This is a genomic window from Campylobacter sp. (assembly GCF_020024835.1).
Taxonomy (GTDB): domain Bacteria; phylum Campylobacterota; class Campylobacteria; order Campylobacterales; family Campylobacteraceae; genus Campylobacter_D.
In genome coordinates this window covers 1-21,276 of record NZ_JAHHTD010000017.1, presented here as the reverse complement: position 1 = coordinate 21,276, position 21,276 = coordinate 1, and the positions used below count along the sequence as shown (strand labels likewise).

20 protein-coding genes are annotated in these 21,276 nt (G+C 28.8%); 8 read left to right on the top strand and 12 right to left on the bottom strand.

All coding sequences use genetic code 11. The features are described 5' to 3' along the window. Positions 1-60: 60 nt before the first annotated feature. From QZ429_RS04225 to purB, 4 genes are read right to left on the bottom strand one after another with little or no spacing between them, the layout of a single operon-like run. Positions 61-861 (bottom strand): undecaprenyl-diphosphate phosphatase, encoded by an 801-nt coding sequence (locus QZ429_RS04225; RefSeq protein WP_291951590.1) that lies wholly within the window; start codon positions 859-861, stop codon positions 61-63. A 2-nt stretch (positions 862-863) separates the two neighbouring features. Further along, positions 864-2,849 carry an oligopeptide transporter, OPT family gene (locus tag QZ429_RS04220; protein WP_291951564.1) on the bottom strand — a complete coding sequence of 662 codons (1,986 nt, stop codon included), beginning with the start codon at positions 2,847-2,849 and terminating at the stop codon, positions 864-866. A 15-nt stretch (positions 2,850-2,864) separates the two neighbouring features. Then, complete coding sequence (locus tag QZ429_RS04215) at positions 2,865-5,234, bottom strand: ribonucleoside-diphosphate reductase subunit alpha (protein ID WP_291951559.1); 2,370 nt, start codon at positions 5,232-5,234, stop codon at positions 2,865-2,867. Positions 5,235-5,238: 4 nt separating this feature from the next. After that, the gene (gene purB / locus QZ429_RS04210; RefSeq protein ID WP_291951556.1) at positions 5,239-6,573 is read right to left on the bottom strand and encodes an adenylosuccinate lyase; all 1,335 of its coding nucleotides are present in this window, start codon (positions 6,571-6,573) and stop codon (positions 5,239-5,241) included. 79 nt (positions 6,574-6,652) lie between these two features. Here purB and QZ429_RS04205 point away from each other — a divergent pair, with 79 nt between their 5' ends. Together QZ429_RS04205 and QZ429_RS04200 are read left to right on the top strand one after the other, a co-directional pair. Further along, the gene (locus tag QZ429_RS04205; RefSeq protein WP_291951554.1) at positions 6,653-7,558 is read left to right on the top strand and encodes an RluA family pseudouridine synthase; all 906 of its coding nucleotides are present in this window, start codon (positions 6,653-6,655) and stop codon (positions 7,556-7,558) included. Between the two features lie 2 nt (positions 7,559-7,560). Further along, a complete protein-coding gene (locus tag QZ429_RS04200) occupies positions 7,561-8,628 on the top strand; it encodes a glycosyltransferase family 9 protein (protein ID WP_291951552.1) in 1,068 nt (355 codons plus the stop codon). On the opposite strand, the gene QZ429_RS04195 is transcribed toward QZ429_RS04200, so the two are convergent. The 3 genes from QZ429_RS04195 to QZ429_RS04185 are packed head-to-tail and all read right to left on the bottom strand — an operon-like array spanning position 8,629 to position 10,339. Further along, positions 8,629-8,727, bottom strand: coding sequence for a hypothetical protein (locus QZ429_RS04195; protein WP_291951549.1), 99 nt, complete (start codon positions 8,725-8,727; stop codon positions 8,629-8,631). Beyond that, positions 8,724-9,794: a 23S rRNA (adenine(2503)-C(2))-methyltransferase RlmN gene (rlmN, locus tag QZ429_RS04190; protein ID WP_291951546.1), complete on the bottom strand. Its 1,071-nt coding sequence runs from the start codon at positions 9,792-9,794 to the stop codon at positions 8,724-8,726. The genes QZ429_RS04195 and rlmN overlap by 4 nt, the downstream gene beginning before the upstream one ends. Before the next feature lie 8 nt (positions 9,795-9,802). Next, positions 9,803-10,339 carry a purine-nucleoside phosphorylase gene (locus tag QZ429_RS04185; RefSeq protein WP_291951544.1) on the bottom strand — a complete coding sequence of 179 codons (537 nt, stop codon included), beginning with the start codon at positions 10,337-10,339 and terminating at the stop codon, positions 9,803-9,805. Between the two features lie 85 nt (positions 10,340-10,424). Here QZ429_RS04185 and rsmA point away from each other — a divergent pair, with 85 nt between their 5' ends. From rsmA to prfA, 5 genes are all read left to right on the top strand, one after another. Then, positions 10,425-11,258 (top strand): 16S rRNA (adenine(1518)-N(6)/adenine(1519)-N(6))-dimethyltransferase RsmA, encoded by an 834-nt coding sequence (gene rsmA, locus QZ429_RS04180; RefSeq protein WP_291951541.1) that lies wholly within the window; start codon positions 10,425-10,427, stop codon positions 11,256-11,258. Beyond that, positions 11,212-13,131: a ribonuclease J gene (locus tag QZ429_RS04175; protein ID WP_291951539.1), complete on the top strand. Its 1,920-nt coding sequence runs from the start codon at positions 11,212-11,214 to the stop codon at positions 13,129-13,131. The genes rsmA and QZ429_RS04175 overlap by 47 nt, the downstream gene beginning before the upstream one ends. Positions 13,132-13,142: 11 nt before the next feature. After that, complete coding sequence (locus QZ429_RS04170) at positions 13,143-13,904, top strand: pseudouridine synthase (protein ID WP_291951536.1); 762 nt, start codon at positions 13,143-13,145, stop codon at positions 13,902-13,904. A 99-nt stretch (positions 13,905-14,003) separates the two neighbouring features. Further along, positions 14,004-14,267, top strand: coding sequence for a 30S ribosomal protein S20 (rpsT, locus tag QZ429_RS04165; protein WP_291951534.1), 264 nt, complete (start codon positions 14,004-14,006; stop codon positions 14,265-14,267). A 4-nt stretch (positions 14,268-14,271) separates the two neighbouring features. Next, entirely contained in the window at positions 14,272-15,339 is a 1,068-nt protein-coding gene (gene prfA, locus QZ429_RS04160) for a peptide chain release factor 1 (protein ID WP_291951532.1), read from the top strand. A 34-nt stretch (positions 15,340-15,373) separates the two neighbouring features. Here prfA and recJ read toward each other — a convergent pair whose 3' ends face one another. Both recJ and QZ429_RS04150 read right to left on the bottom strand, forming a co-directional pair. Then, positions 15,374-16,945 carry a single-stranded-DNA-specific exonuclease RecJ gene (recJ, locus tag QZ429_RS04155; protein WP_291951529.1) on the bottom strand — a complete coding sequence of 524 codons (1,572 nt, stop codon included), beginning with the start codon at positions 16,943-16,945 and terminating at the stop codon, positions 15,374-15,376. Beyond that, positions 16,935-18,575 carry a CTP synthase gene (locus QZ429_RS04150; protein WP_291951527.1) on the bottom strand — a complete coding sequence of 547 codons (1,641 nt, stop codon included), beginning with the start codon at positions 18,573-18,575 and terminating at the stop codon, positions 16,935-16,937. Before QZ429_RS04150 ends, recJ begins: the two co-directional genes overlap by 11 nt. Positions 18,576-18,673: 98 nt before the next feature. Between QZ429_RS04150 and thyX the strand changes: the two genes are divergently transcribed. Further along, positions 18,674-19,306, top strand: coding sequence for an FAD-dependent thymidylate synthase (gene thyX / locus QZ429_RS04145; protein ID WP_291951525.1), 633 nt, complete (start codon positions 18,674-18,676; stop codon positions 19,304-19,306). A gap of 13 nt (positions 19,307-19,319) precedes the next feature. Here thyX and QZ429_RS04140 read toward each other — a convergent pair whose 3' ends face one another. Genes QZ429_RS04140 through QZ429_RS04130 form a run of 3 tightly spaced genes read right to left on the bottom strand, consistent with a single transcriptional unit; the run spans position 19,320 to position 21,174 of the window. Next, on the bottom strand, positions 19,320-19,529 hold the full coding sequence (locus QZ429_RS04140) for an alkylphosphonate utilization protein (RefSeq protein WP_291951522.1): 210 nt from the start codon (positions 19,527-19,529) through the stop codon (positions 19,320-19,322). Positions 19,530-19,576: 47 nt separating this feature from the next. Next, positions 19,577-19,909, bottom strand: a complete 333-nt coding sequence (locus QZ429_RS04135) for a cytochrome C (RefSeq protein WP_291951587.1) — start codon at positions 19,907-19,909, stop codon at positions 19,577-19,579. A gap of 5 nt (positions 19,910-19,914) precedes the next feature. Further along, positions 19,915-21,174: a sulfite oxidase gene (locus QZ429_RS04130; protein WP_291951520.1), complete on the bottom strand. Its 1,260-nt coding sequence runs from the start codon at positions 21,172-21,174 to the stop codon at positions 19,915-19,917. Between the last annotated feature and the right edge of the window lie 102 nt (positions 21,175-21,276).

Sequence of the window (21,276 nt, the reverse complement as noted above, 5' to 3'; positions counted from 1 at the left end):
TAAAGCAATTTTAGCTATGAAAACTTAATTTTTTTTAAAAAAAATCAATATTTTATGAAATCAAATACTAGTTTTACTTATATCAAGTATATCACTTATAAAAAGCCATAAAAATATAAACCCTAGAATTATTCTATAAATTCCAAATGGTATGAAATTTATTTTGCTAATAAGTCTCAAAAATATTTTAATCACTACAAAAGCTACTATAAAAGCCGTAATAAAGCCTATAGCTATGGGTATAAAATTATTTATACTACTTAAAATTTCTGGTTCCTTATATACGCTATAGCAAGTTGCAACTATCATAGTTGGAATCGCTAATAAAAATGAAAATTCAGAAGCAACTTTTCGGTTAAGACCAAGTAATAATCCACCTATGATACTAGCACCACTTCTTGAAGTGCCTGGTATTATAGCAAGAGCTTGAGTTAAACCTATTAAAAATGCCTGCTTATAACTTACCTCATCTAAAGAATTTACATCATAATCTTTTTTTCTATGTTTTAACTCCACAATAATAAAAATAACGCCTCCAACTATAAGCATAGTTGCCACCGTATATCCATTAAATAATTCTTTTAAAAATTTATATGCTATAAAACCAACTCCTCCTGCGGGTAAAAATCCCACAGCAAGTTTTAACCATATATCAATTTTATGGGTTAATTTATCTTTAAAAATAAAAACTACAGCTAAAATCGATCCTAATTGGATAACAATAAAAAAACTTCTCCAAAAATTATCAATTTGCAAGCGTAAAATTTCTGCACCTAAAATCATATGACCTGTAGAAGAAATTGGCAAAAATTCTGTCAATCCTTCTATAAATCCTAAAATAAAAGCATAATAATATTCTATATTCATCTTTTAAATATTCTTCTTACAAAAATCAACATAATGATTATAAATACTAAAAAACCTATACTCCCATCATCTTTAAAAGAACTCGCTATAGCAAGTGGATCTTCAGTCCCACCACTACTAATAGAAAACACCGTTAATCCTGCTATTAAAACCCCAAAAATACTCTCTCCTACTATCAAGCCAGAAGCAAACAATACTCCTTTTTGATTATGTTCTTGTATTAATTCTTTTTTATGTGTATTGTTATTGTATTTTTTCATAAGACGCTTTTTTATTATATAAGCCATCAATCCACCTATAAACAAAGGTGTATTTACAACTGGTGGTAAATATATACCTATACCAACTGCTAAAGGCGGTAAAGATAATTTTTTATTCTTAAGTAACAAATCTATAATGATTATACAAATACCAACAAAAACTCCTATTAACACATAACCCCATTCAATGTTAGCATTAAAAATTCCTTGAGCTATGGTGCTCATTAAATTTGCTTGAGGTGCTGCCAAAGCATTTTCTGCATTCATACCTATTCTTGGCATAGCCCCTACAAACCCATAAGCTTGATATAATAAATTCAAAACCGGAGCTATAGCTATGGCACCAAAAATACATCCTACAATCAAAGCAATTTGCTGTTTCCAAGGAGTTGCTCCTACTAAATATCCTGTTTTGAGATCTTGAAGATTATCATTTGAAATAGCTGCAGTTGCTAAAATTACACTAGTTGTAAAAATAGCAAAAGCTATTGCAAATTTAGTCATTAAAGGGTCGCTAAATAAATTTATTTTATGCCCTAATAACAAAATAACCAAAGAAGATATCATAATGCCTAGAAGTCCTATCCCAGAAATTGGAGAAGATGAAGATCCAACTAAACCTGCCATATAACCACAAGCTGAAGCTACAAAAAATCCTATAAAAATAGCCATTAAAGTCCCTACTAATGCAAAAACAACTTGATATATTGAAATTAAATTTGAATCTGCTACAAAGCTAAAAAAAGATACAAATAAACCAATACTCATTAACACAAATAATCCCAATATTGTCTTTAAAGATAAATCTGTATCTTTAGGATCTTGTGAAAAAGTGAGTGAAGTTTTTTTAAATATATTTTTCATTCCATCATACACTGGCTTTGCAAGCTCGATTAAAGTCCATAAAGCAGCTATTGCAATAGCTCCAGTGCCTATCAAACGCACTTTTTGAACCCAAATTTGATTTGCTATTTCTAAAGCACTTAAATTTATATCAAAACTTTCTTTAATTGAAAAATAAGGCACAAAAATCATCCAAGCTAAAACCATTCCGCTAAATAAAGCAATAGCACCCGCTGCACCAACTAAATAGCCCGCACCCAATAATGCAACAGAATATCCAGTAGAAAATCCAAAAGTCATTTTTTGCCATATGAAAGCAAAACTACTCTCGCTAGAAATCAATTTAAATCCATTTGAAAATAAACTTACAATAGAAGCTAAAATAGCACCTAATCCTATCTCCTTTAGGCCCATTTGCCCTCTTTTATCAGCTTGATCCTTATTAGTAACTTTTAAAATTTCAGCAGCTGCTCTACCTTCAGGATATGCTAATTTACTTTCAACTACCATTGCCCTTCTTAAAGGTATAGTAAAAAGCACTCCTAATCCTCCTCCACAAAAACAAAGCATAAAAGTTAGCCATAAAGGAAATTCCACCCAATACCCGCATATAAAAAGACCTGGAATGACAAAAATCACCGACGAAAGTGTTCCTGCGGCTGATACTTGAGTTTGAACCATATTGTTTTCTAAAATATTTGAATCTTTAAAAAATTTCAAAACAGCCATAGCTATAACTACAGCTGGGATAGAAGTAGAAAAAGTAAGTCCTACTTTAAGACCTAAATATACATTTGAAGCGGTAAAAATAATAGTTAAAATACCTCCTAATATAATACCTCTAAATGTAAGCTCTGGTAATGATTGTTTTTTATACATAATTTATCTCCAATTTTACTGGCAACCTTCACATTCTATAGAACGATCTGTTACATTTACTTTTTCACTATCTGGGCTTTCACTTCTTAAATAATAAGTTGATTTTATACCTAGCTCCCAAGCTAATTGATAAATTTCATTTAAATACCCACCACTTGCTTTATCAAGTGATACAAATATATTTAATGACTGCCCTTGATCTAACCATTTTCCTCTAATTGCAGCTGCTTTAACTAAAACTTTTTGATCAAGCTCATAAGCAGGAGTGTAATATTGCCAAGTATCAAGATTTAAATTTGGCACAACGGTTGGTATCATACCGCTTAAATTTTGCTCAAACCATTTTCGCTTATAAACAGGCTCTATAGTTTGCGTTGTGCCCACAAGTATAGATATTGAAGATGTAGGGGCTATGGCCATTAAATATCCATTTCTAATGCCATCTCTTTTTAATTTCTCTCTTAATTTTTCCCAATCACATCCACTATGAGAAAAAAGACCTTCGCTAATGGTTAGTTTTTTAGCATTTTCATTTGCAACATCTATAGGAACTATCCCCTTACTCCAATTAGAACCCTCAAAATCAGGATACTTACCTTTTTCTAATGCCAAATTTGAGCTTGCTAAAATCGCTTCATAACTAATCATTTCCATCAAGCGATCTATTCTTTCAAAATGCTCACTAGACCCCCAATAAATTTGCTCCTCAGCTAGCATTTGTGCTTCACCCATTACTCCAAGTCCTATGGCACGAGATTTTAAATTCGTATTTTTTACCTTAACGTGCGGATAAAAATTTAAATCAATAACATTATCAAGCATTCTAATAGCTACTGGCACAACTCTTTGGATATCTTCTTTAGTATTAATTTTACTTAAATTTATGCTAGCTAAATTACAAACTGCGGTTTTGCCTTCGTTTTTAAATTTTTCTACCACATAAACTTTTTTTCCATTAATGCTATCAAGAGTAGATATTTTTCTTGCAAATTTTTTATATCCTCCATCTATTACAACTTCATCATTTTCATCAAAATTTTCAACATTTCCATCTTCATATGTTACTTGTATCTGATAATAATTTGGATTTGTATTTTGAAAAATTTCTGTGCAAAGATTAGAACTTCTTATAATTCCTGAATGTAAATTTGGATTTGTTTTATTAGCAGTATCTTTAAAGCACAAAAATGGCATTCCTGTTTCAAAATAATTTAATAAAATCTTTTTCCATAAATCTTTTGCATCGATTATTTCTTTAGCTATGCTAGAATCTTTTTCATACTCTTCATATCTTTTTTCAAATTCTTTGCCATATAAATCACACAAATCTGCTGTATCAGCAGGGTCAAATAAAGTCCATTTATCATTGGCTCGCACACGCTTCATAAATAAATCATTAATCCATAGTGCAGGGAATAATTCGTGTGCTCTTCTTCGCTCTTCTCCTGAATTTTTACGCAAATCTAAAAAATCATTAACATCCATATGCCAAGGCTCTATATAAACTGCTATTGCACCTTTTCTAGTACCAAGCTGATCAACTGCTACTGCTATATCATTAGTAATTTTTAAAAAAGGTATTATCCCGCCTGCTGCATTTTTATGACCATCAATACTTCCACCCATAGCACGAACTTTTGACCAATCCCATCCTATACCTCCGCCAAATTTAGACAAAAGTGCCATCTCGTGATAAGAATCAAAAATCCCTTCTATATTATCAGGAGTGCTTCCTATGTAACAAGAGCTAAGTTGGTGTCTAGTAGTTCTTGCATTTGAAAGAGTTGGAGTTGCACACATTACTTCAAATTTAGATATAAGATCATAAAATTTTTTAGCCCAAGTTTGAGAATCTAACTCATTTTGAGCTAAAAACATAGCTATTGCCATAAACATATGCTGAGGAAGTTCTATTGGGATACCTTTAGAATCTTTTATTAAATATCTATCATAAAGAGTTTTAATGCCAAGGTAGGTAAATTGCAAATCTCTATTAGGGTCTATATAGGCATTTAAATCATCTAAATCATATTTTTCTTTCAGTCCAAGCAAAATCCTACCCTCTTTTTCGCCCTTTTCTAAATACTCTCTTAAATGTTTATATCCACTATATCCACTTACTTTTTTATAAAGATCATATAAAAATAATCTTGCAGCCACAAAAGTCCAATTAGGTCTATCAATATCAATTTTATCCACTGCAGTTTTTATAAGAGTTTGCTGAATTTCTTCTGTGGTAATTCCATCTCTAAATTGTATCTTTGCATCAACTTCAAGCTCACTTTGGCTTACATTTTCTAAATTTGCAACTGCATCTGTAGTGTATTTTTTAATTTTAGATACATTTAATTCTTCAGTTCTTCCATTTCGCTTCAAAACTTTCATATAATTAACCCCTATTAAATGTTCTTTCAAAAATTTTATCTATATTTTTAGTGTAATAATCATAATTAAAACAATTTCTAATATCCATTTCACTTAGAGATTGTTTAAGATCTTCATCATTTAGCAAGGCAATCAAAAATAAACTTTCACCTTTTTCATTTAATGCAGGCTTGCCATTTTGTAAATCGCTCCATACTTTCATAGCATTTCTTTGAACTATTTTATAAGCTTCTTCTCTGCTTATGCCTTTAAAAGGAAGTTCTAATAACACTCTTTGAGAAAATACCAATCCACCGGTTAAATTTAAATTTTTCATCATATTTTTTGGATATATAAGCAATTTTTCTATCACTCCACATAATCTTGATAGCATAAAATCAGTTGTTATAAAAGCATCTGGCAATATAAACCTTTCAACACTTGAATGAGATATATCTCTTTCGTGCCATAAAGCAACATTTTCTAAAGCAGGAGTTACATATGCTCTTATCATTCTACAAAGTCCTGTAATATTTTCGCTTAAAACAGGATTTCTTTTATGGGGCATAGCCGAGCTCCCTTTTTGTCCTTGTGAAAAATATTCTTCTACTTCATAAACCTCTGTTCTTTGAAAATGGCGAATAGCCACGGCTATTTGCTCACAACTTGAAGCTAAAATAGCTAAAGCTGAAATCACTTGTGCGTAACGATCTCTTTGAATCACTTGATTAGATACAGGAGCTACTTTAAGACCTAAATTTTTACACACTTCCTCTTCAAATTCAAGAGGAGCATGAGCAAAATTACCCATAGCACCACTAATTTTTCCGCAACTAATCAAATCTTTTGCGTGGATAATCAAATCTTTTGCGTGGATAAGGCAATCATACCAAATAGCTAAAACCAATCCAAAAGTTATTGGTTCTCCGTGGATTCCGTGACTTCTACCTACCATAAGTGTATTTTTATGCTCATAAGCTCTAGTTTTTATGATATTTAAAATTTGATCTAAATCTTGTAATATTAATTCTAAACTATCCTTAATCTGCAAAGCAACAGCAGTATCGATACAATCAGAGCTTGTCATAGCATAATGCACAAAACGACTTTCTTCACCTAGGCTTTCACTTACGCTTGTTAAAAAAGCTATTACATCATGTTTTGTAGTTTTTTCTATCTCATCTATTCTTTTAATATCAAATTTAGCATTTTTTATAATTTTTTCACAATCTTCATTTTTAATAAGACCTAGTTTATTCCATGCTTTAACTGCGGCTAATTCTACCTTAAGCCATGCGTCGTATTTTGCTTGTATATCCCATTTTTTAGCCATAACTTCTCTACTATATCTTTCAACCATTATCAAGACCTTTTTTTATATAATTTTTTATGAAAAAATAGCTTAGATTTTATTATAATTTACCTAAGAAAGTTATTAAATGGCGTATATAAAAAAGAAACTATCAAGCAATGGAAAAAAGGCATTTAGACTACTTATAGATGAGTTAAAAATTTCTATGCAAGAAGCGCAAAAACTTATTGATAAAAAACGACTTTTTTGCAATGGAAATTTAGTAAAAGAAAAAAATAAATTTTTAGAGGGAATAATAGAATTAATTGTATATGAAAACAACCCTAAAGGCTTAGAAATAATTTATGAAAATAAAGATTTTGCTGTAGTAGAAAAACCAAGTGGAGTTCTAACTCATCCAAATGGGAGAAATTGCAAATATAGTCTTTGTGATGAAATTTGGCATTTATGGGGAGAAAAAGCTTGTGTAGCTCATAGACTCGATAAAGAAACAAGCGGACTTTTGCTTATTGCAAAAAATAAACAAGCACAAATTGAACTTAAGGCTATGTTTGAAAAAAAACTTATACAAAAATATTATCTTGCTTTAGTAGAGGGAAAAACAGAAAGAACATTTAAGGTAAATGAAAGCATAAGCTTATCTAAAAATTATGATATGATAAAGACTAGAATGCAAATTTGTGCAAATGGAAAAGAAGCTATAACAGATTTTCAAACCTTAGAATTCTTTGAAAATTTAAATGCTAGCTTAGTTTTAGCAAAGCCTCTTACAGGAAGACAACATCAAATAAGATTGCATTTGTTTCATATGAAACATAAAATTTTAGGCGATCCCTTATATGGTTTAGAAAAATTTCAAATAGAACAAATATTAGACGATAAAATTAGTAAAGAAGAAAGAATTAAAATTACAGGAGCTAAAAGATTGCTTTTACACTCTTTTAGCTTAGAATTTACATATAAAAATCAGCATTTTTTGATACAATCTAAAAAAAATATAAAAGATGATTTTTTACAAAGCACAAGGAATTAAAAATGACTAAAAAGACCAACTATAGCTTAATAAATCAAGACAAAAATCTAAATAAAATGAGGGTGGGGGAGTATAAACTTTACATAGGATATTTTTGTCCTCATAATATTGGAAATATGGTTGTTAGTTTAGATATGCTATATGCCATTAAACATATTTATCAAGCAAATACAATTGTTTTTTGCAGAAAAAATACTGAAAATATTTTAAAAAATTTTGATTTTATTGATCACATAGAACTTATTGATAAAATTGATGAGAGTATGATAAAGCAAATAAACAAATATCCACTAGATTATTTAATATCATTTCACGGAAAATCTTTTTTAATAAAACTTCTTATAAAAACAAATGCAAAATGCATTATTGTAAGATCTAAATTTATAAGCGTATTTTCTCGTAAATGTAAAATTATCTTTACAAGCATAACAAAGAGATTTTTTAAAAATAAAAGTGATAGGGATAGAATGCTATATTATGCTAGCAAAATAGATTCTAAGAAATTTGATAAATGCCTTAAAAAAATAAATTTTGATACCACTATAAAAACTTCATATGAAAATAAAAATATTATTCAAAATTATCTCCAAAGCAATAATATAAAAAATTTTATCGTTATAAATCCTTTTAGTATTAGCACAAATTTTACATTAAACCCGACTTCATTCTTTATTTTAATGGAAAAAATAAAAAGTTTATATCCGGATATAGATATTGTTATTCCAACTTATGATGATATTCATGATATTTTCATAAGAAATATTAAGCAATACAATACAAAACTTATATCGCAAATTCATATTTTTAAAAACAACAATGATATTTTAAATTTAGCAGAACTCATCTCTCAATCAAAATGTATTATCAGCCCTAGCACTGGACCTATTCATATCGCAAGCAATATTAAAATTCCTAGCATTGGCTTATACTCTAAAAAAGATAGCATATATTGGCCAACATACAATAAAGACTATGTTTTTATTGATAAAAAACATAATGAATTATCATACAATGATGTGGGCAAAATTATATCTGATATAATTAATAAATTACAAAAATATATAAATTGATTACTTAGCTTCATTTTTTAATACATAAATAATCCCACCAAGTCCAATTATAACAACTATACTTATAAATATAATTTGAATAATATCTAAAAAAGTCATTTTGCACTCTGTCTTTCTTTTAATTGACCACAAGCTGCTGAAATATCAAGTCCTTTGCTTTCTCTTATAGTGCAAGTTACGCCTTTAGCGCTTAAATAATCTTGAAATTTAACAGCATTTTCGACACTTGGTCTTTTATACAAACTACCATTATGAGGATTAAAAAGTATCAAATTTACTTTAGCCTTAATGCCATTTAAAAGCTTAACAAGTTCTTTTGCATACTCGATTTTATCATTGATTCCATCTATTAAAAGATATTCAAACATAACTCTTTTACGCTGATTTATAGGAAAATTTCTTACAGCTTCCATAATACTTGCTATATTATAAGCTTTATTTATCGGCATCAATTCATTTCTAAGCTCATCATCAACAGCGTGAAGAGAAATAGCTAGCAATACCCCTAAATTCATCTCACCCAATTCTTTAATTTGCTTAGCCAATCCACTTGTGCTTATAGTTTGTCTTCTAGGACTAATAGCTAAGGCGTCATTATCTGCTAAAATTTTTATAGCTTTTGAAACATTTTTAAGATTATCTAATGGCTCGCCCATACCCATATAAACTACATTAACACGTCTTTCATAGGGTATATTGTTATGTTTTTTAATCCATAAAATTTGTCCTACAATCTCACCAGCACTCAAATTTCTTTTCAAACCACCCTTAGCAGTAAGACAAAAACTACATCCACTTTTACACCCAACTTGAGATGATACACAAATCGTGTATTTTTTATGTTTAACAATCTTACCACTTTCATCAACTACTTCTTCTTTCATAGGCAATAAAACAGCTTCAATCTTATACCCATCTAAAAGCTCAAAAAGATATTTTATACTACCATCTTTGCTTTTTTCATCTTTTATACATTTTAAAGGTGAAAAATGAAATTTTTCTTGCAAATATAAACGAAATTCTTTAGATAAAGAAGACATTTGTAAAAATTCATCGGCATATTTTTTATATATCCATTCAAAAATTTGTTTAGCTCTAAATTTAGGTTGAAATAAATCTTCTAATTCTTCTTTAGTAAAATCTAAAATATTTTGTAAATTTTCCAAATTTTTTCCTATATTAATCTTTTATCTTTTAAAAAAGATACTAATTTTTCTTTTGCTCTAAGGTGATTTTTAACAAAATATTTATGAGCATTTTCATCACAAAAATTTGTTGCACACAAATAACAAATAGCATCTATACCAAAATTTTTTGCACAAGCTAACACAGAATAAGCTTCCATATTTTCTATCTTAATTCCTAATTGAGCATACCTTTTAGCTATATTTTTATCTTTACATATGTAATTAGAAGAATTTACGATAGTAGTTTCATATGAAACATTTAAATTTATTTTATTTTCTATAGGAGTATAAAAAGTTTCAAAAAAAGATGCATATTCTATATTGCAAGCACTTGCACTCTCATAAATATCAAAAATATTTCCATCTTGATAAATTCCGCAAGTTCCAATAAAAATTAATTTATTAGTCTTTTGATGACTTAAAATTTTTCCTAAATTAAACGCAGAATTCACTATGCCAATGCCAATATTTTTTGCAAATTCAAAATTTTCACTTCCACCAGCACACACTATAAGATTTTTCAAAAACAACCTTTAAAAATAAATCAAATTTTATCTAATTAGGGCTTAAAATAATACTATAATTAATCAATTTTAGGTAGAATACCTGATGATTAAAGCAAAAAAGTATTTTGGACAAAATTTTTTATGTGATAAAAATATTATAGTAAAAATCACTCAAGCCATACCCAAAGATGCAAAAAATATTGTTGAAATTGGGCCTGGCTTAGGTGATTTAACGCAAGAACTTTTATCAATACCTCAAGTTAAAGTTAGAGCTTATGAGATTGATAAAGATTTAATTCCTATTTTGAATAAAAAATTTCAAAATGAGATTGAAGGTGGAATTTTTGAGCTTATTCATCAAGATGCTAATGTAGCATTTAAAAATGGAAATTTAAGTGAAAAAGAATATTTTTTAATAGCGAATTTACCTTATTATATTGCTACAAATTTAATTTTAAAAGCCTTAGAAGATGAAAAATGTCTAGGGCTTGTTGTAATGGTTCAAAAAGAGGTAGCGCAAAAATTTTGTGCTACTTTCAAAGAAAGTAATTTTTCGGCATTAAGTGTCCTTTGTGAGCTTATTTGTAAAAAAGCTTTGTTGTTTGAGATCAAACCAGAAAGCTTTAATCCGCCACCAAAAGTTACTTCAGCTGTTATAAAACTTGAAAAAATAGCAAATTATAAGCAGAAAATTCAAGATTTAGAAAGTTTTAAAATATTTCTTAGAGATTGTTTTCAAAATCCAAGAAAACAACTTATATCAAATTTAAAAGATAAAAAAGATAAACTTTTGAAGATCTTTAAAGAATTAGATATCATACCTTCTTCAAGGGCTCACGAAATAAGCGTTGATCTATACCTTAAAATTTTTTATTATTTAAAGGATAATTATGAACGAAGAAAACAAAACTCAAGAACAAAAAACAAGAAAATTTAGTAAATTCAAAAATAAAAATTTAGAAAAAAATAATTCTAATCAATCAGAAAATACCGCAAATATAGAAGGAAAAAAGAAAAAAAAGAAAAATAGAAATTTACCTTCTAAATTAAATGGTAATGAAGATTGGCAAATTGAACTTGCAAAAAGCATAGAAGCTAATAGACTAATGCATAAATTGAGACTTTATCCATCTAAATACAACAACTCAAGCGAACATAAAATAAAAATTACTCCACTAGGTGGTCTTGGTGAAATCGGTGGCAATATAACAATTTTTGAAACAAACAATGATGCAATTGTAGTAGATATAGGAATGAGTTTTCCTGATGGGAGTATGCACGGTGTAGATATTATCATACCTGATTTTGACTATATAAGAAGAATTAAAAATAAAATCAGAGCTATCATCATAACACACGCACACGAAGATCACATAGGTGCTGTGCCTTACTTTTTCAAAGAATTTCAATTTCCAATCTACGCTACTCCATTAGCACTAGGAATGATTTCAAATAAATTTGAAGAGCACGGATTAAAAGCTGAGCGTAAATGGTTTAGACCTGTAACTAAAAGACAAATTTATGAAATAGGGGAATTTGATATAGAATGGATACATATCACTCATTCTATCATAGATGCTTCAGCATTAGCTATAAAAACTAAAGCGGGTGTTATCATACATACAGGAGATTTTAAAATAGATCAAACACCAATTGATGGATATCCAAGCGATTTAAGTAGATTGGCACATTATGGCGAAGAAGGGGTTTTGTGTTTATTAAGCGATAGCACAAACTCTTATAAAGAAGGATATACAAAAAGCGAAAGCTCTGTAGGACCTACGTTTGATCAAATTTTCTCAAAAACTAAGGGTAGAGTAATTATGAGTACTTTTAGTTCAAATATACATCGTGTATATCAAGCAATCACTTATGGTTTAAAATATGGTAGAAAAGTTTGTGTTATAGGTAGATCTATGGAAAGAAATTTATATACTACAATGGAACTTGGATATATCAAACTTGAACGCAATATTTTTATCGATGCTGATGAAGTTGGCAAATATAATGACAATGAAATTCTTATAGTAACTACAGGAAGTCAAGGTGAAACTATGAGTGCCCTTTATAGAATGGCTACTGATGAACATAAATTTATAAAAATTAAACCAAGTGATCAAATTATAATTTCAGCTAAAGCTATACCAGGAAATGAAGCAAATGTCTCTGCTGTGCTTGACTTCCTTTTAAAAGCAGGTGCAAAAGTAGCGTATCAAGAATTTAGTGAAATTCACGTAAGCGGCCACGCTAGCATAGAAGAGCAAAAACTTATGTTAAATTTAATTAAACCTAAATTTTTTCTACCAGTTCATGGAGAGTATAATCACATAACTAAACACAAAGAAACTGCAATGAAATGCGGATTACCTGAAAGAAATATTTATTTAATGAGCGATGGAGATCAAGTTGAAATTTGCAATAAATACATTAAACGTATTAAAACAATTAAAACAGGAAAAGTCTTTGTAGATAATCAAATCAACAAGCAAATTGCTGATGATGTAGTAATAGATAGACAAAAATTAGCCGATAGTGGTATAGTTGTAATTATTGCTCAACTAGATAAAGCAAGCAAAACCTTAATAAATAAACCAAGAGTATTTAGCTATGGTCTTGTAGCCGATAAACAAGATGGAGCTTTTTCTAAAGAAATGAGTGATGTATTAAGTCAATTCTTTCCAAATGTCAAAGATGATATATTAGATAATCCAAGAATTTTAGAAGCGCAAATTAGACAAGTTTTACGAAAGCATATATTTAGAAAAATAAAAAAATATCCAACTATAGTGCCAACTATTTTTGTGATGTAAATGAGTTTGTAATGAGAATTAATAAATTTATCTCGCACAATAGCAAATATTCTCGTAGAGAAGCTGATGAATTAATCAAGCAAGGTCTGGTTAAAATTAATAAAAAAATAGCCTTGCTAAGTGATAGCGTAAGTATTGAGGATAAAGTATTTATCAATGGAAAAAAACTCCATAAAAAAACTCAATTTTCAGTTATCATATATAACAAACAAAAAGGAGAGCTTGTAAGCAAAAAAGATGATAGAGGTAGAAAAACTATCTATCATACTCTACCAAGACAATTTAGCACGTGGCTTAGTGTAGGTAGGCTTGATTTTGCTAGTGAAGGATTGCTTTTATTAACCGACTCTCCTGTTATTGCAGATGCACTAATGCATAGTGATTTAGAACGAGAATACTACTTAAAAATAAAAGGTATTGCAGATAAAAATGTAATAGATGCTATGCAAAATGGATTAGAAATTCAAAATGAAAAAAAAGGTGCTCATATAAAAACAAAAATTACTTCTATGAATTTTGCCCCTTTTTTAGGATTTGAAATTTTTGGATCTAGTGGAGGCTATACTAAATTAAAAGTTATTATTAACGAAGGTAAAAATAGAGAATTAAGACGATTTTTTGGACATTTTAACCTTGAAGTAATGGATTTAAAAAGAGTTGCGTTTGGGGCTTTAGATCTTGGAATGTTAAAACCTGGAAAATATCGCTATTTAGAGAATGCAGAATATGAAAAATTAAGAGATTTTCTAAAAACAAACAACATAAGATACTAAAAGATATAAAACTAATGCTTTAATATTACTTAAATTTATAAAAATTTAATTTATTTTTTATATAATTGTCAATTTAATTTATACAAAAAAAGGAAAATTATGGCAAACCATAAATCTGCTGAAAAAAGAGCAAGACAAACTATCAAAAGAACTGAAAGAAATAGATTTTATAGAACAAGATTAAAAAATATTACTAAAGCGGTTCGTGAAGCAGCAGCAAACAATGATAAAGAAGCAGCGACAAACGCATTAAAATTGGCAAATAAAAGTATTCATGCTATGGTAAGTCGTGGATTCTTAAAAAAACAAACTGCATCACGTCGTGTGAGTAGATTAGCATTATTGGTAAATAAATTAGCATAGAATAATGTTAGCTGATAAACTTAAGCCTTTTTTAGAACGCTTTGATGAGCTTAATGCTCTTCTAAGTGATGTTAATATATCTAATGATATATCTAAAATGACCACTTTATCTAAAGAACAAAAAAATTTAGAACCTATAGTAGAAAAAGCTAAACAATACCTAAAAACTTTAAATGATATAGAAGAGAATAAAATTTTATTGTCTGATATCGAGCTTAGTGAGCTTGCTAAGGAGGAATTAAAAAATTTAGAACTTTTAAAACCTCAACTTGAAGAAGAGTTAAAAATTCTTTTACTTCCTAAAGACCCAAATGATGATAAAAATATTTTCTTAGAAATTCGAGCAGGAACTGGAGGAGATGAGGCATCGCTATTTGTTGGTGATCTTGTAAAATCTTATATACGTTATGCTGAAAGTCGTGATTATAAATACGAAATCGTTAGTTCTAGCGAAGGTGGTGCTGGCGGATTTAAAGAAATTATCATTCTTATAAAGGGAAATGGAGCATATTCTAGGTTAAAATATGAAGGTGGGACGCATAGAGTTCAAAGGGTGCCAGAAACAGAATCCCAAGGGAGAGTTCATACTTCAGCTATAACAGTAGCAATAATGCCAGAAGTAGATGATGTTGAAATTCAAATAAATCCTAATGATCTTAAAATAGACGTTATGAGAAGTAGTGGGCATGGTGGTCAAAGTGTTAATACAACAGATAGTGCCGTAAGAATCACCCATATACCAACTGGTATAGTAGTTGTCAATCAAGATGGAAAAAGCCAACATAAAAATAAAGAAAGTGCTATGAAGGTTTTAAAAGCGAGATTATTTGAAATGCAAGAACAAGAACGCTTGGCAAAAGAAAGTGAAACTAGAAAATCTCAAGTTGGAAGTGGCGATAGAAGCGAACGCATACGCACTTATAATTTTCCTCAAAATAGAATTAGCGATCATAGAATCAATCTTACCTTATATAGACTAGATGCTATTTTAGAAGGTGGTTTATTTGATGAAATCATAGAACCATTAATAGCATATCATCAAGCTGAAGCTTTACAGCAAGAAAATTTATAGAGTTAATTAAAATAAAATTTATTTTTATAAATTTTTATTTTAAGATCTCTTTTATAGCAAGTTGAGGAGTAACTAAACCTCTAAACTTATTTCTAGAAATACTTGCAATTAATTTTATATTTTCTCCAACTTGTGGATCATAATCATAATTAAAAAACAAAGCTTCTAAAGTTTTACCACCGCAAGTAAGTATTAACTTCATATGCTTTTCATCTTTTCCTATATATTTTTTATTTTTTACTAAAAGTTTATCAAACTTAAAATATGGTCTAGGATTTTTATGACCAAAAGGTTCAAAAAATTCTAAAAGTTCTAAAAGCTCAAAATCTACTTCATTAGGGTCAATACTACCTAAAACCTCTTCGGAACTATAAAAGTCTTCTTTGCGAATTTCTTTGCAAATTTCATTTAATTTATTTTTAAAAGCTTCTAATTTAGTAATCTCAACTAAAACTCCTGCTGCACCTTTATGACCACCATAACTTAAAACAAAATCTTTAGCTTTTTCTATAATATTTAAAATATCTATTTTACCAACGCTTCTAACACTTGCTTTAGCTTTTCCATCACATTCTGAAAACACAAAAGTAGGCTTATTAAAATGCTTTGCTAAACGACTTGCTACAATCCCTAATACACCTTCATGCCAATTTTGACCATTTACTATAATTACACTTTCAGTATCATCAACTTGCTCTAAACATTGTTTAAATAATTCTCGCTCTTCGTCTTTACGATTATTATTATAAGAAATAATCTGTTCTAAATAATTTCTAGCTTCATTAATATTTTGTGAATGCAAAAATTTATAAGAAATAATAGCATCGTCCATTCTTCCAGCACTATTAATCAAAGGAGCTATTAAAAAACTAATATTATCAATTTCAAATTTATCTTTACCATAGTATTTTTTTATCACTTTAAATGCAGCACGATTAGATGTATTGATATATTCTATACCTTTTCTAACTAATGTCCTATTTAAATCTCTAAGTTCCATCATATCAGCAATTATAGCAATTGCTAATAACTCTATAAATTTACACATATTATAATTAATTTTACAAACTTCTTTAATAGCAGCAACTAAATACCAAGCTACTTGGGCTCCACATATTTCAATATCTGGAAAATCACAATCTTCTTGTTTTGGATTTATAATAGCATATGCATCTGGTAAAATATTTGATGGCATATGATGATCTGTGATAATCAAATCAATATTTTTTTCTCTACACATACTAGCTGCTTCAAAAGCTGCTATACCATTATCCACAGTGATAATTAAATCTACCTCACCAAGCTCATCAATAATTTCTTTATTTAGACCATAACCATCTTTAAAACGATTTGGAATTTTAATCACATAATCAAAACCAATATCATCAAAAAATTCAGAAATGATAACACATGAAATAACGCCATCTACATCATAATCCCCAACTACTACTACTTTTTGATTTTTTTCTATAGCTTCTTTAATACGCAAAGCTCCCTTATAAACATCTTTTAAACACGATGGCATAGGAAGATCACAAAGTTTTACGTGAATATCATACTCAAAACGCTTATTTAAAATTTCTTTAATCTTAGTTTTATTTAACATATTTTTTATCTAATGATGCTTTTATAAAAGAAAAAATTACTGGATTAACTCTTACTAAATGAGAAGTAAATTCAGGATGAAATTGCACAGCTAAGAAAAATGGATGATTTTTTAATTCTATTGCCTCAATTAAACCTTCATTTTCACCGCTTATTATCAAGCCATTTTTTTCAAACATTTCTTTATATTTTGGATTGGCTTCATAGCGATGACGATGACGCTCTTTGATAATTTTTTTACCATTATATACTTTACTTAATAAAGTATTTTCTTTGATACAACACTCATAAGAACCAAGTCTCATAGTCCCACCAAGTGGAGTTTTACTCGTTCTAATTTGCTTTTTACCACTTAAATCAATAAATTCATCTATCAAAAATACAATAGGATTTTTACATTCTTTATTAAATTCACTTGAATTTGCATCTTCAAGTTTTAAAATATTTCTAGCAAATTCAATCAAAGAAAGCTGCATACCAAGACAAATTCCTAAAAATGGAATTTCATTTTCTCTTGCGTATTTAATGGCTTTTATTTTACCTTCTACACCTCTATATCCAAATCCACCTGCTACTAAAATTCCACTGACATCTTTTAAGCTTTCATCTACATTTGAATTTTCTAATTTTTCACTATCAATCCATTTTAAATTTACTCTTGCATCAAGTGCTGCACCTGCATGAATAATAGCTTCAGTTAAGCTTTTATAACTTTCTTTTAAATCCACATATTTACCAACAAAAGCTATAACAAGTTCATTACTTGGAGCAATAACCCTTTTTACTAAACTATCCCATTGGCTCATATTTGGTTGCAAATCCTTTAAATCAAGTAAATTTGCTATAGCACCTAAAATATCTTGTCTTAAAAAATTTAATGGAATTTGGTAAATACTAGCTGCATCAATGCTTTCTATAACACAATTTTTTTCAACACCACACGAAATTGCTATTTTATCTTTTAATTCTCTATCTAAAGGTTTTTCGCTCCTACAAATAATTATATCAGGGCTTATACCTATACGACGAAGCTCGCCAACGCTATGTTGTGTTGGTTTAGTTTTTAATTCACCTGCTGCTTTAATATAAGGCACTAAAGTTAAATGGATATTAATAGCATTATATTTTCCAACCTCAAGTCTTAAAGCTCTAATAGCTTCTAAAAAAGGAAGGCCTTCTATATCTCCAACCGTTCCACCAATTTCAACTATCAAAATATCTTTATCTATACCAGCTTTTTTAATACGCTTTTTTATTTCATCAACAATATGGGGGATAACTTGTATGGTTTTACCTAAATAATCTCCTCTCCTTTCTTTTTCTATAACACTTTGATAAACTTTTCCGGTAGTAAAGTTATTATCTTGAGATAAATTTTCATCTAAAAATCTCTCATAATGACCTAAATCTAAATCAGTTTCAGCACCATCATCTGTTACAAAAACTTCACCATGCTCAAAAGGACTCATTGTTCCAGGATCAACATTTATATAAGGATCAGCTTTTAAAATACTTATTTTTAATCCTGAATTTTTTAAAATAGTTGCTATAGAAGCTGCTGCTATACCTTTCCCTAAAGAACTTAAAACTCCACCTGTTACAAATATATATTTAGTTTGTTTTAATTTCATAAAATAGCCTCTGTATTATTTTTTAAAATTATAACGAATAAAAATTTTATTTTTATAAACTTTTTTTTGTAAAATTAGTTTATTTGATAAGGATGATTATGAAAATTACATTATTAAATTACACTCCATTAAGTGTATGTTCCCACGCTACTAGAACTTGCTGGCAAAGTTTTGATAAAGGTGATTGTGGTGGAGATAAAGATAAAGAATTAATTAATCGTGTGGGCAATAAATTTAAACACTCCTCTACTTTAGAACATTTAAATTATACTTTTTACATACAAGGAATCTCGCGTGCTTGCTTGCAAGAAGTTGCAAGACATCGTCATACTAGCCCTAGTGTAAAAAGCACAAGATATACATTAAAAGAACTTAAAAATGAAAATGCATTTAAAGAAAATGATTTTGAAAATGCTAAAAGGTATTTAGTCTTAACCGGAAACGAGATAGTAGATAATGCGAGCATTAAAGCTTTAGAAAATTTACGTTTAATTTTACAAAACAACATAAGTTTAGATATAGCAAAATATTGCTTACCAGAAAGTTATAAAACAGAACTTACCTTAACTATAAATGCTAGAAGTTTGCAAAATTTTATAACTTTAAGAAGCTCAAAATCAGCCCTTTGGGAAATAAGAAATTTAGCTAATGCTCTATATGAAAATCTACCTAAAGAGCATCAATTTATATTTTCACACTGCATTAATATAGAAGAAAATTCTCAAAATTAATTTTGAGAATTCATTATATTTTTTTGAGAAATTCAGTTTTTAAAACAATAACGCCAAACTTATCAACTTTAGCTTCAATCTCTGTGTCTTTATTTGTAAGTTTAATATTTTTTATAGTTGTTCCACGTTTTAAAGTAGTGCTAGCACCTTTGACTTTTAAGTCTTTAATAATACTTACACTATCACCTGCATTTAATTCTGTTCCATTTGCGTCTTTTGGCATTTTCAACTCCTTAATTTAATGCAATTATATCTAATATACATAAAAAATTATTTTTCTATTAATACTAAAGGAATTCTTCTTCTTGTATCGTATTTTTCTCCATAATATTTTGTAAGATAATTTAGTATTTTTTCTTCATCATCTACAGGAATTTCCCATAAACCTTCTGATTCTTGCATCCATCTTATAGCAGCAAGCCAAGCTTGTTTGCTAGCACGCATATTTATTATAAGCTCTGAACTATGACACGCTAGACAATTAGCTTCTACTAAATGAGAATTCTCATCAATTATTAATTTTGTATCAGGATTAACTTTATATTTAGTATTTGCAAAAAGAAATGAAAAGCTTATAAATAAAATTAATATTATTTTTTTAATCATTTTTATACCCCAAAAATATTTATTCTATGACAAGCATTATTAAGATAACCGCCTGGATTCCATTGTGCTAAAACCATAGGCTGACTATTTCCTTCACTATCAACTGCTCTTGCCCAAATTTCATAATATCCTTTTGTTGGAATAGAAATTTGAGTGCTCCATTTTTGCCATGCTAATTTATTTAAAGGCTTTTCGACTTTTGCTTGAGTCCAAGTTATGCCATAATCATTACTTACATAAACTTCTTTAACTTCTAATTCACCAGCCCAAGCTTTTCCTCTAACTTCAAATTTTTTATTTGCTTTAATTTTGTCATTTTTCTTAATATTAGTGATAATAGACTTTACAGGCATTGATTTTATAATCTTCATTTCAACTTTAGAAGTAAAATCACCAGGTTTTACAGGATTTATAGGAATTTTATATGAAGTATCCATTTTCTCACCATCATGAATTTTATTTCTCACAACAATTTTTGATAACCATTTACCACTTGCACTTGCAGGATATCCTCCACAAACTAAACGAAGCGGATAACCATTAACCAATGGTATATCTTTACCTTCATAAGCCCAAGCAACTAATGTTTCTTCTTGCATAGCTTTTTTAATAGGCACCCCTCTACTAATAGGAGAAACTTCCTCGCCATTTAATTTAGTATCAATTCCATAATACCCTATATAAACAGCATCATCTTTTACACCACAATCTTCTAAAATATCTTTTAATCTTATTCCAGTCCATCTACCACAAGCAACAGCACCATAGCCCCATTGTGTCCCTTTAGTACTAGGTATAACTTCGCCTCTTCCATTACCACCACACTCTAAAGTCAAAGCATAAGTATAATGTTTAAATTTTTTCTTTAACTCATCTAAAGTATAAATTTTTATGGTTTTAATACTTTCTCCACCAATTTCTAATGTCCAACCTTTCTTCATTCTCTCTTTTATTGTGGTAATTTCAGGTGCAATACCATTGTTTCTCACAAAGAAATTTTCAGCTCTTGTAAAATCAAAATCTAAAGCATAAGTTTGTGTTTCTGCTGTCATAGGTCTTTTGCCATGATAAATCATATCTTTTTTACCTTCGATTTTGAAACTATCTAATTCTTTAGCTAAAACTTGACTACCTAAAAAATAATTTTCAAAAGAAATATTTGTTAAAGCACTAGCACCTAAAAGAGTGATTCCTAATTTTTTAAAAAATCCTCTACGATCTTCTTTAGAATTTTTATTTTGTTTTAATTGATATTTTTTCATTGTGTTTATCCTTATAATGCAAATTTAAAGATATTTTTTATAAAAATATAGAAAATATCCTTTTTATATCTTTCATATAAAAAAATATTTAATATTATATAT

What these genes read in the sequence shown, in the direction of transcription:
- thyX (WP_291951525.1), top strand. Translation starts at nt 18,674, where the DNA reads ATGAAAATTACATTATTAAATTACACTCCATTAAGTGTATGTTCCCAC.
- QZ429_RS04195 (WP_291951549.1), bottom strand. Translation starts at nt 8,727, where the DNA reads ATGACTTTTTTAGATATTATTCAAATTATATTTATAAGTATAGTTGTT.
- rsmA (WP_291951541.1), top strand. Translation starts at nt 10,425, where the DNA reads ATGATTAAAGCAAAAAAGTATTTTGGACAAAATTTTTTATGTGATAAA.
- QZ429_RS04150 (WP_291951527.1), bottom strand. Translation starts at nt 18,575, where the DNA reads ATGAAATTAAAACAAACTAAATATATATTTGTAACAGGTGGAGTTTTA.
- QZ429_RS04175 (WP_291951539.1), top strand. Translation starts at nt 11,212, where the DNA reads ATGAACGAAGAAAACAAAACTCAAGAACAAAAAACAAGAAAATTTAGT.
- QZ429_RS04205 (WP_291951554.1), top strand. Translation starts at nt 6,653, where the DNA reads ATGGCGTATATAAAAAAGAAACTATCAAGCAATGGAAAAAAGGCATTT.
- prfA (WP_291951532.1), top strand. Translation starts at nt 14,272, where the DNA reads ATGTTAGCTGATAAACTTAAGCCTTTTTTAGAACGCTTTGATGAGCTT.
- QZ429_RS04220 (WP_291951564.1), bottom strand. Translation starts at nt 2,849, where the DNA reads ATGTATAAAAAACAATCATTACCAGAGCTTACATTTAGAGGTATTATA.
- QZ429_RS04130 (WP_291951520.1), bottom strand. Translation starts at nt 21,174, where the DNA reads ATGAAAAAATATCAATTAAAACAAAATAAAAATTCTAAAGAAGATCGT.
- recJ (WP_291951529.1), bottom strand. Translation starts at nt 16,945, where the DNA reads ATGTTAAATAAAACTAAGATTAAAGAAATTTTAAATAAGCGTTTTGAG.
- QZ429_RS04170 (WP_291951536.1), top strand. Translation starts at nt 13,143, where the DNA reads ATGAGAATTAATAAATTTATCTCGCACAATAGCAAATATTCTCGTAGA.
- rpsT (WP_291951534.1), top strand. Translation starts at nt 14,004, where the DNA reads ATGGCAAACCATAAATCTGCTGAAAAAAGAGCAAGACAAACTATCAAA.
- QZ429_RS04215 (WP_291951559.1), bottom strand. Translation starts at nt 5,234, where the DNA reads ATGAAAGTTTTGAAGCGAAATGGAAGAACTGAAGAATTAAATGTATCT.
- purB (WP_291951556.1), bottom strand. Translation starts at nt 6,573, where the DNA reads ATGGTTGAAAGATATAGTAGAGAAGTTATGGCTAAAAAATGGGATATA.
- QZ429_RS04200 (WP_291951552.1), top strand. Translation starts at nt 7,561, where the DNA reads ATGACTAAAAAGACCAACTATAGCTTAATAAATCAAGACAAAAATCTA.
- QZ429_RS04140 (WP_291951522.1), bottom strand. Translation starts at nt 19,529, where the DNA reads ATGCCAAAAGACGCAAATGGAACAGAATTAAATGCAGGTGATAGTGTA.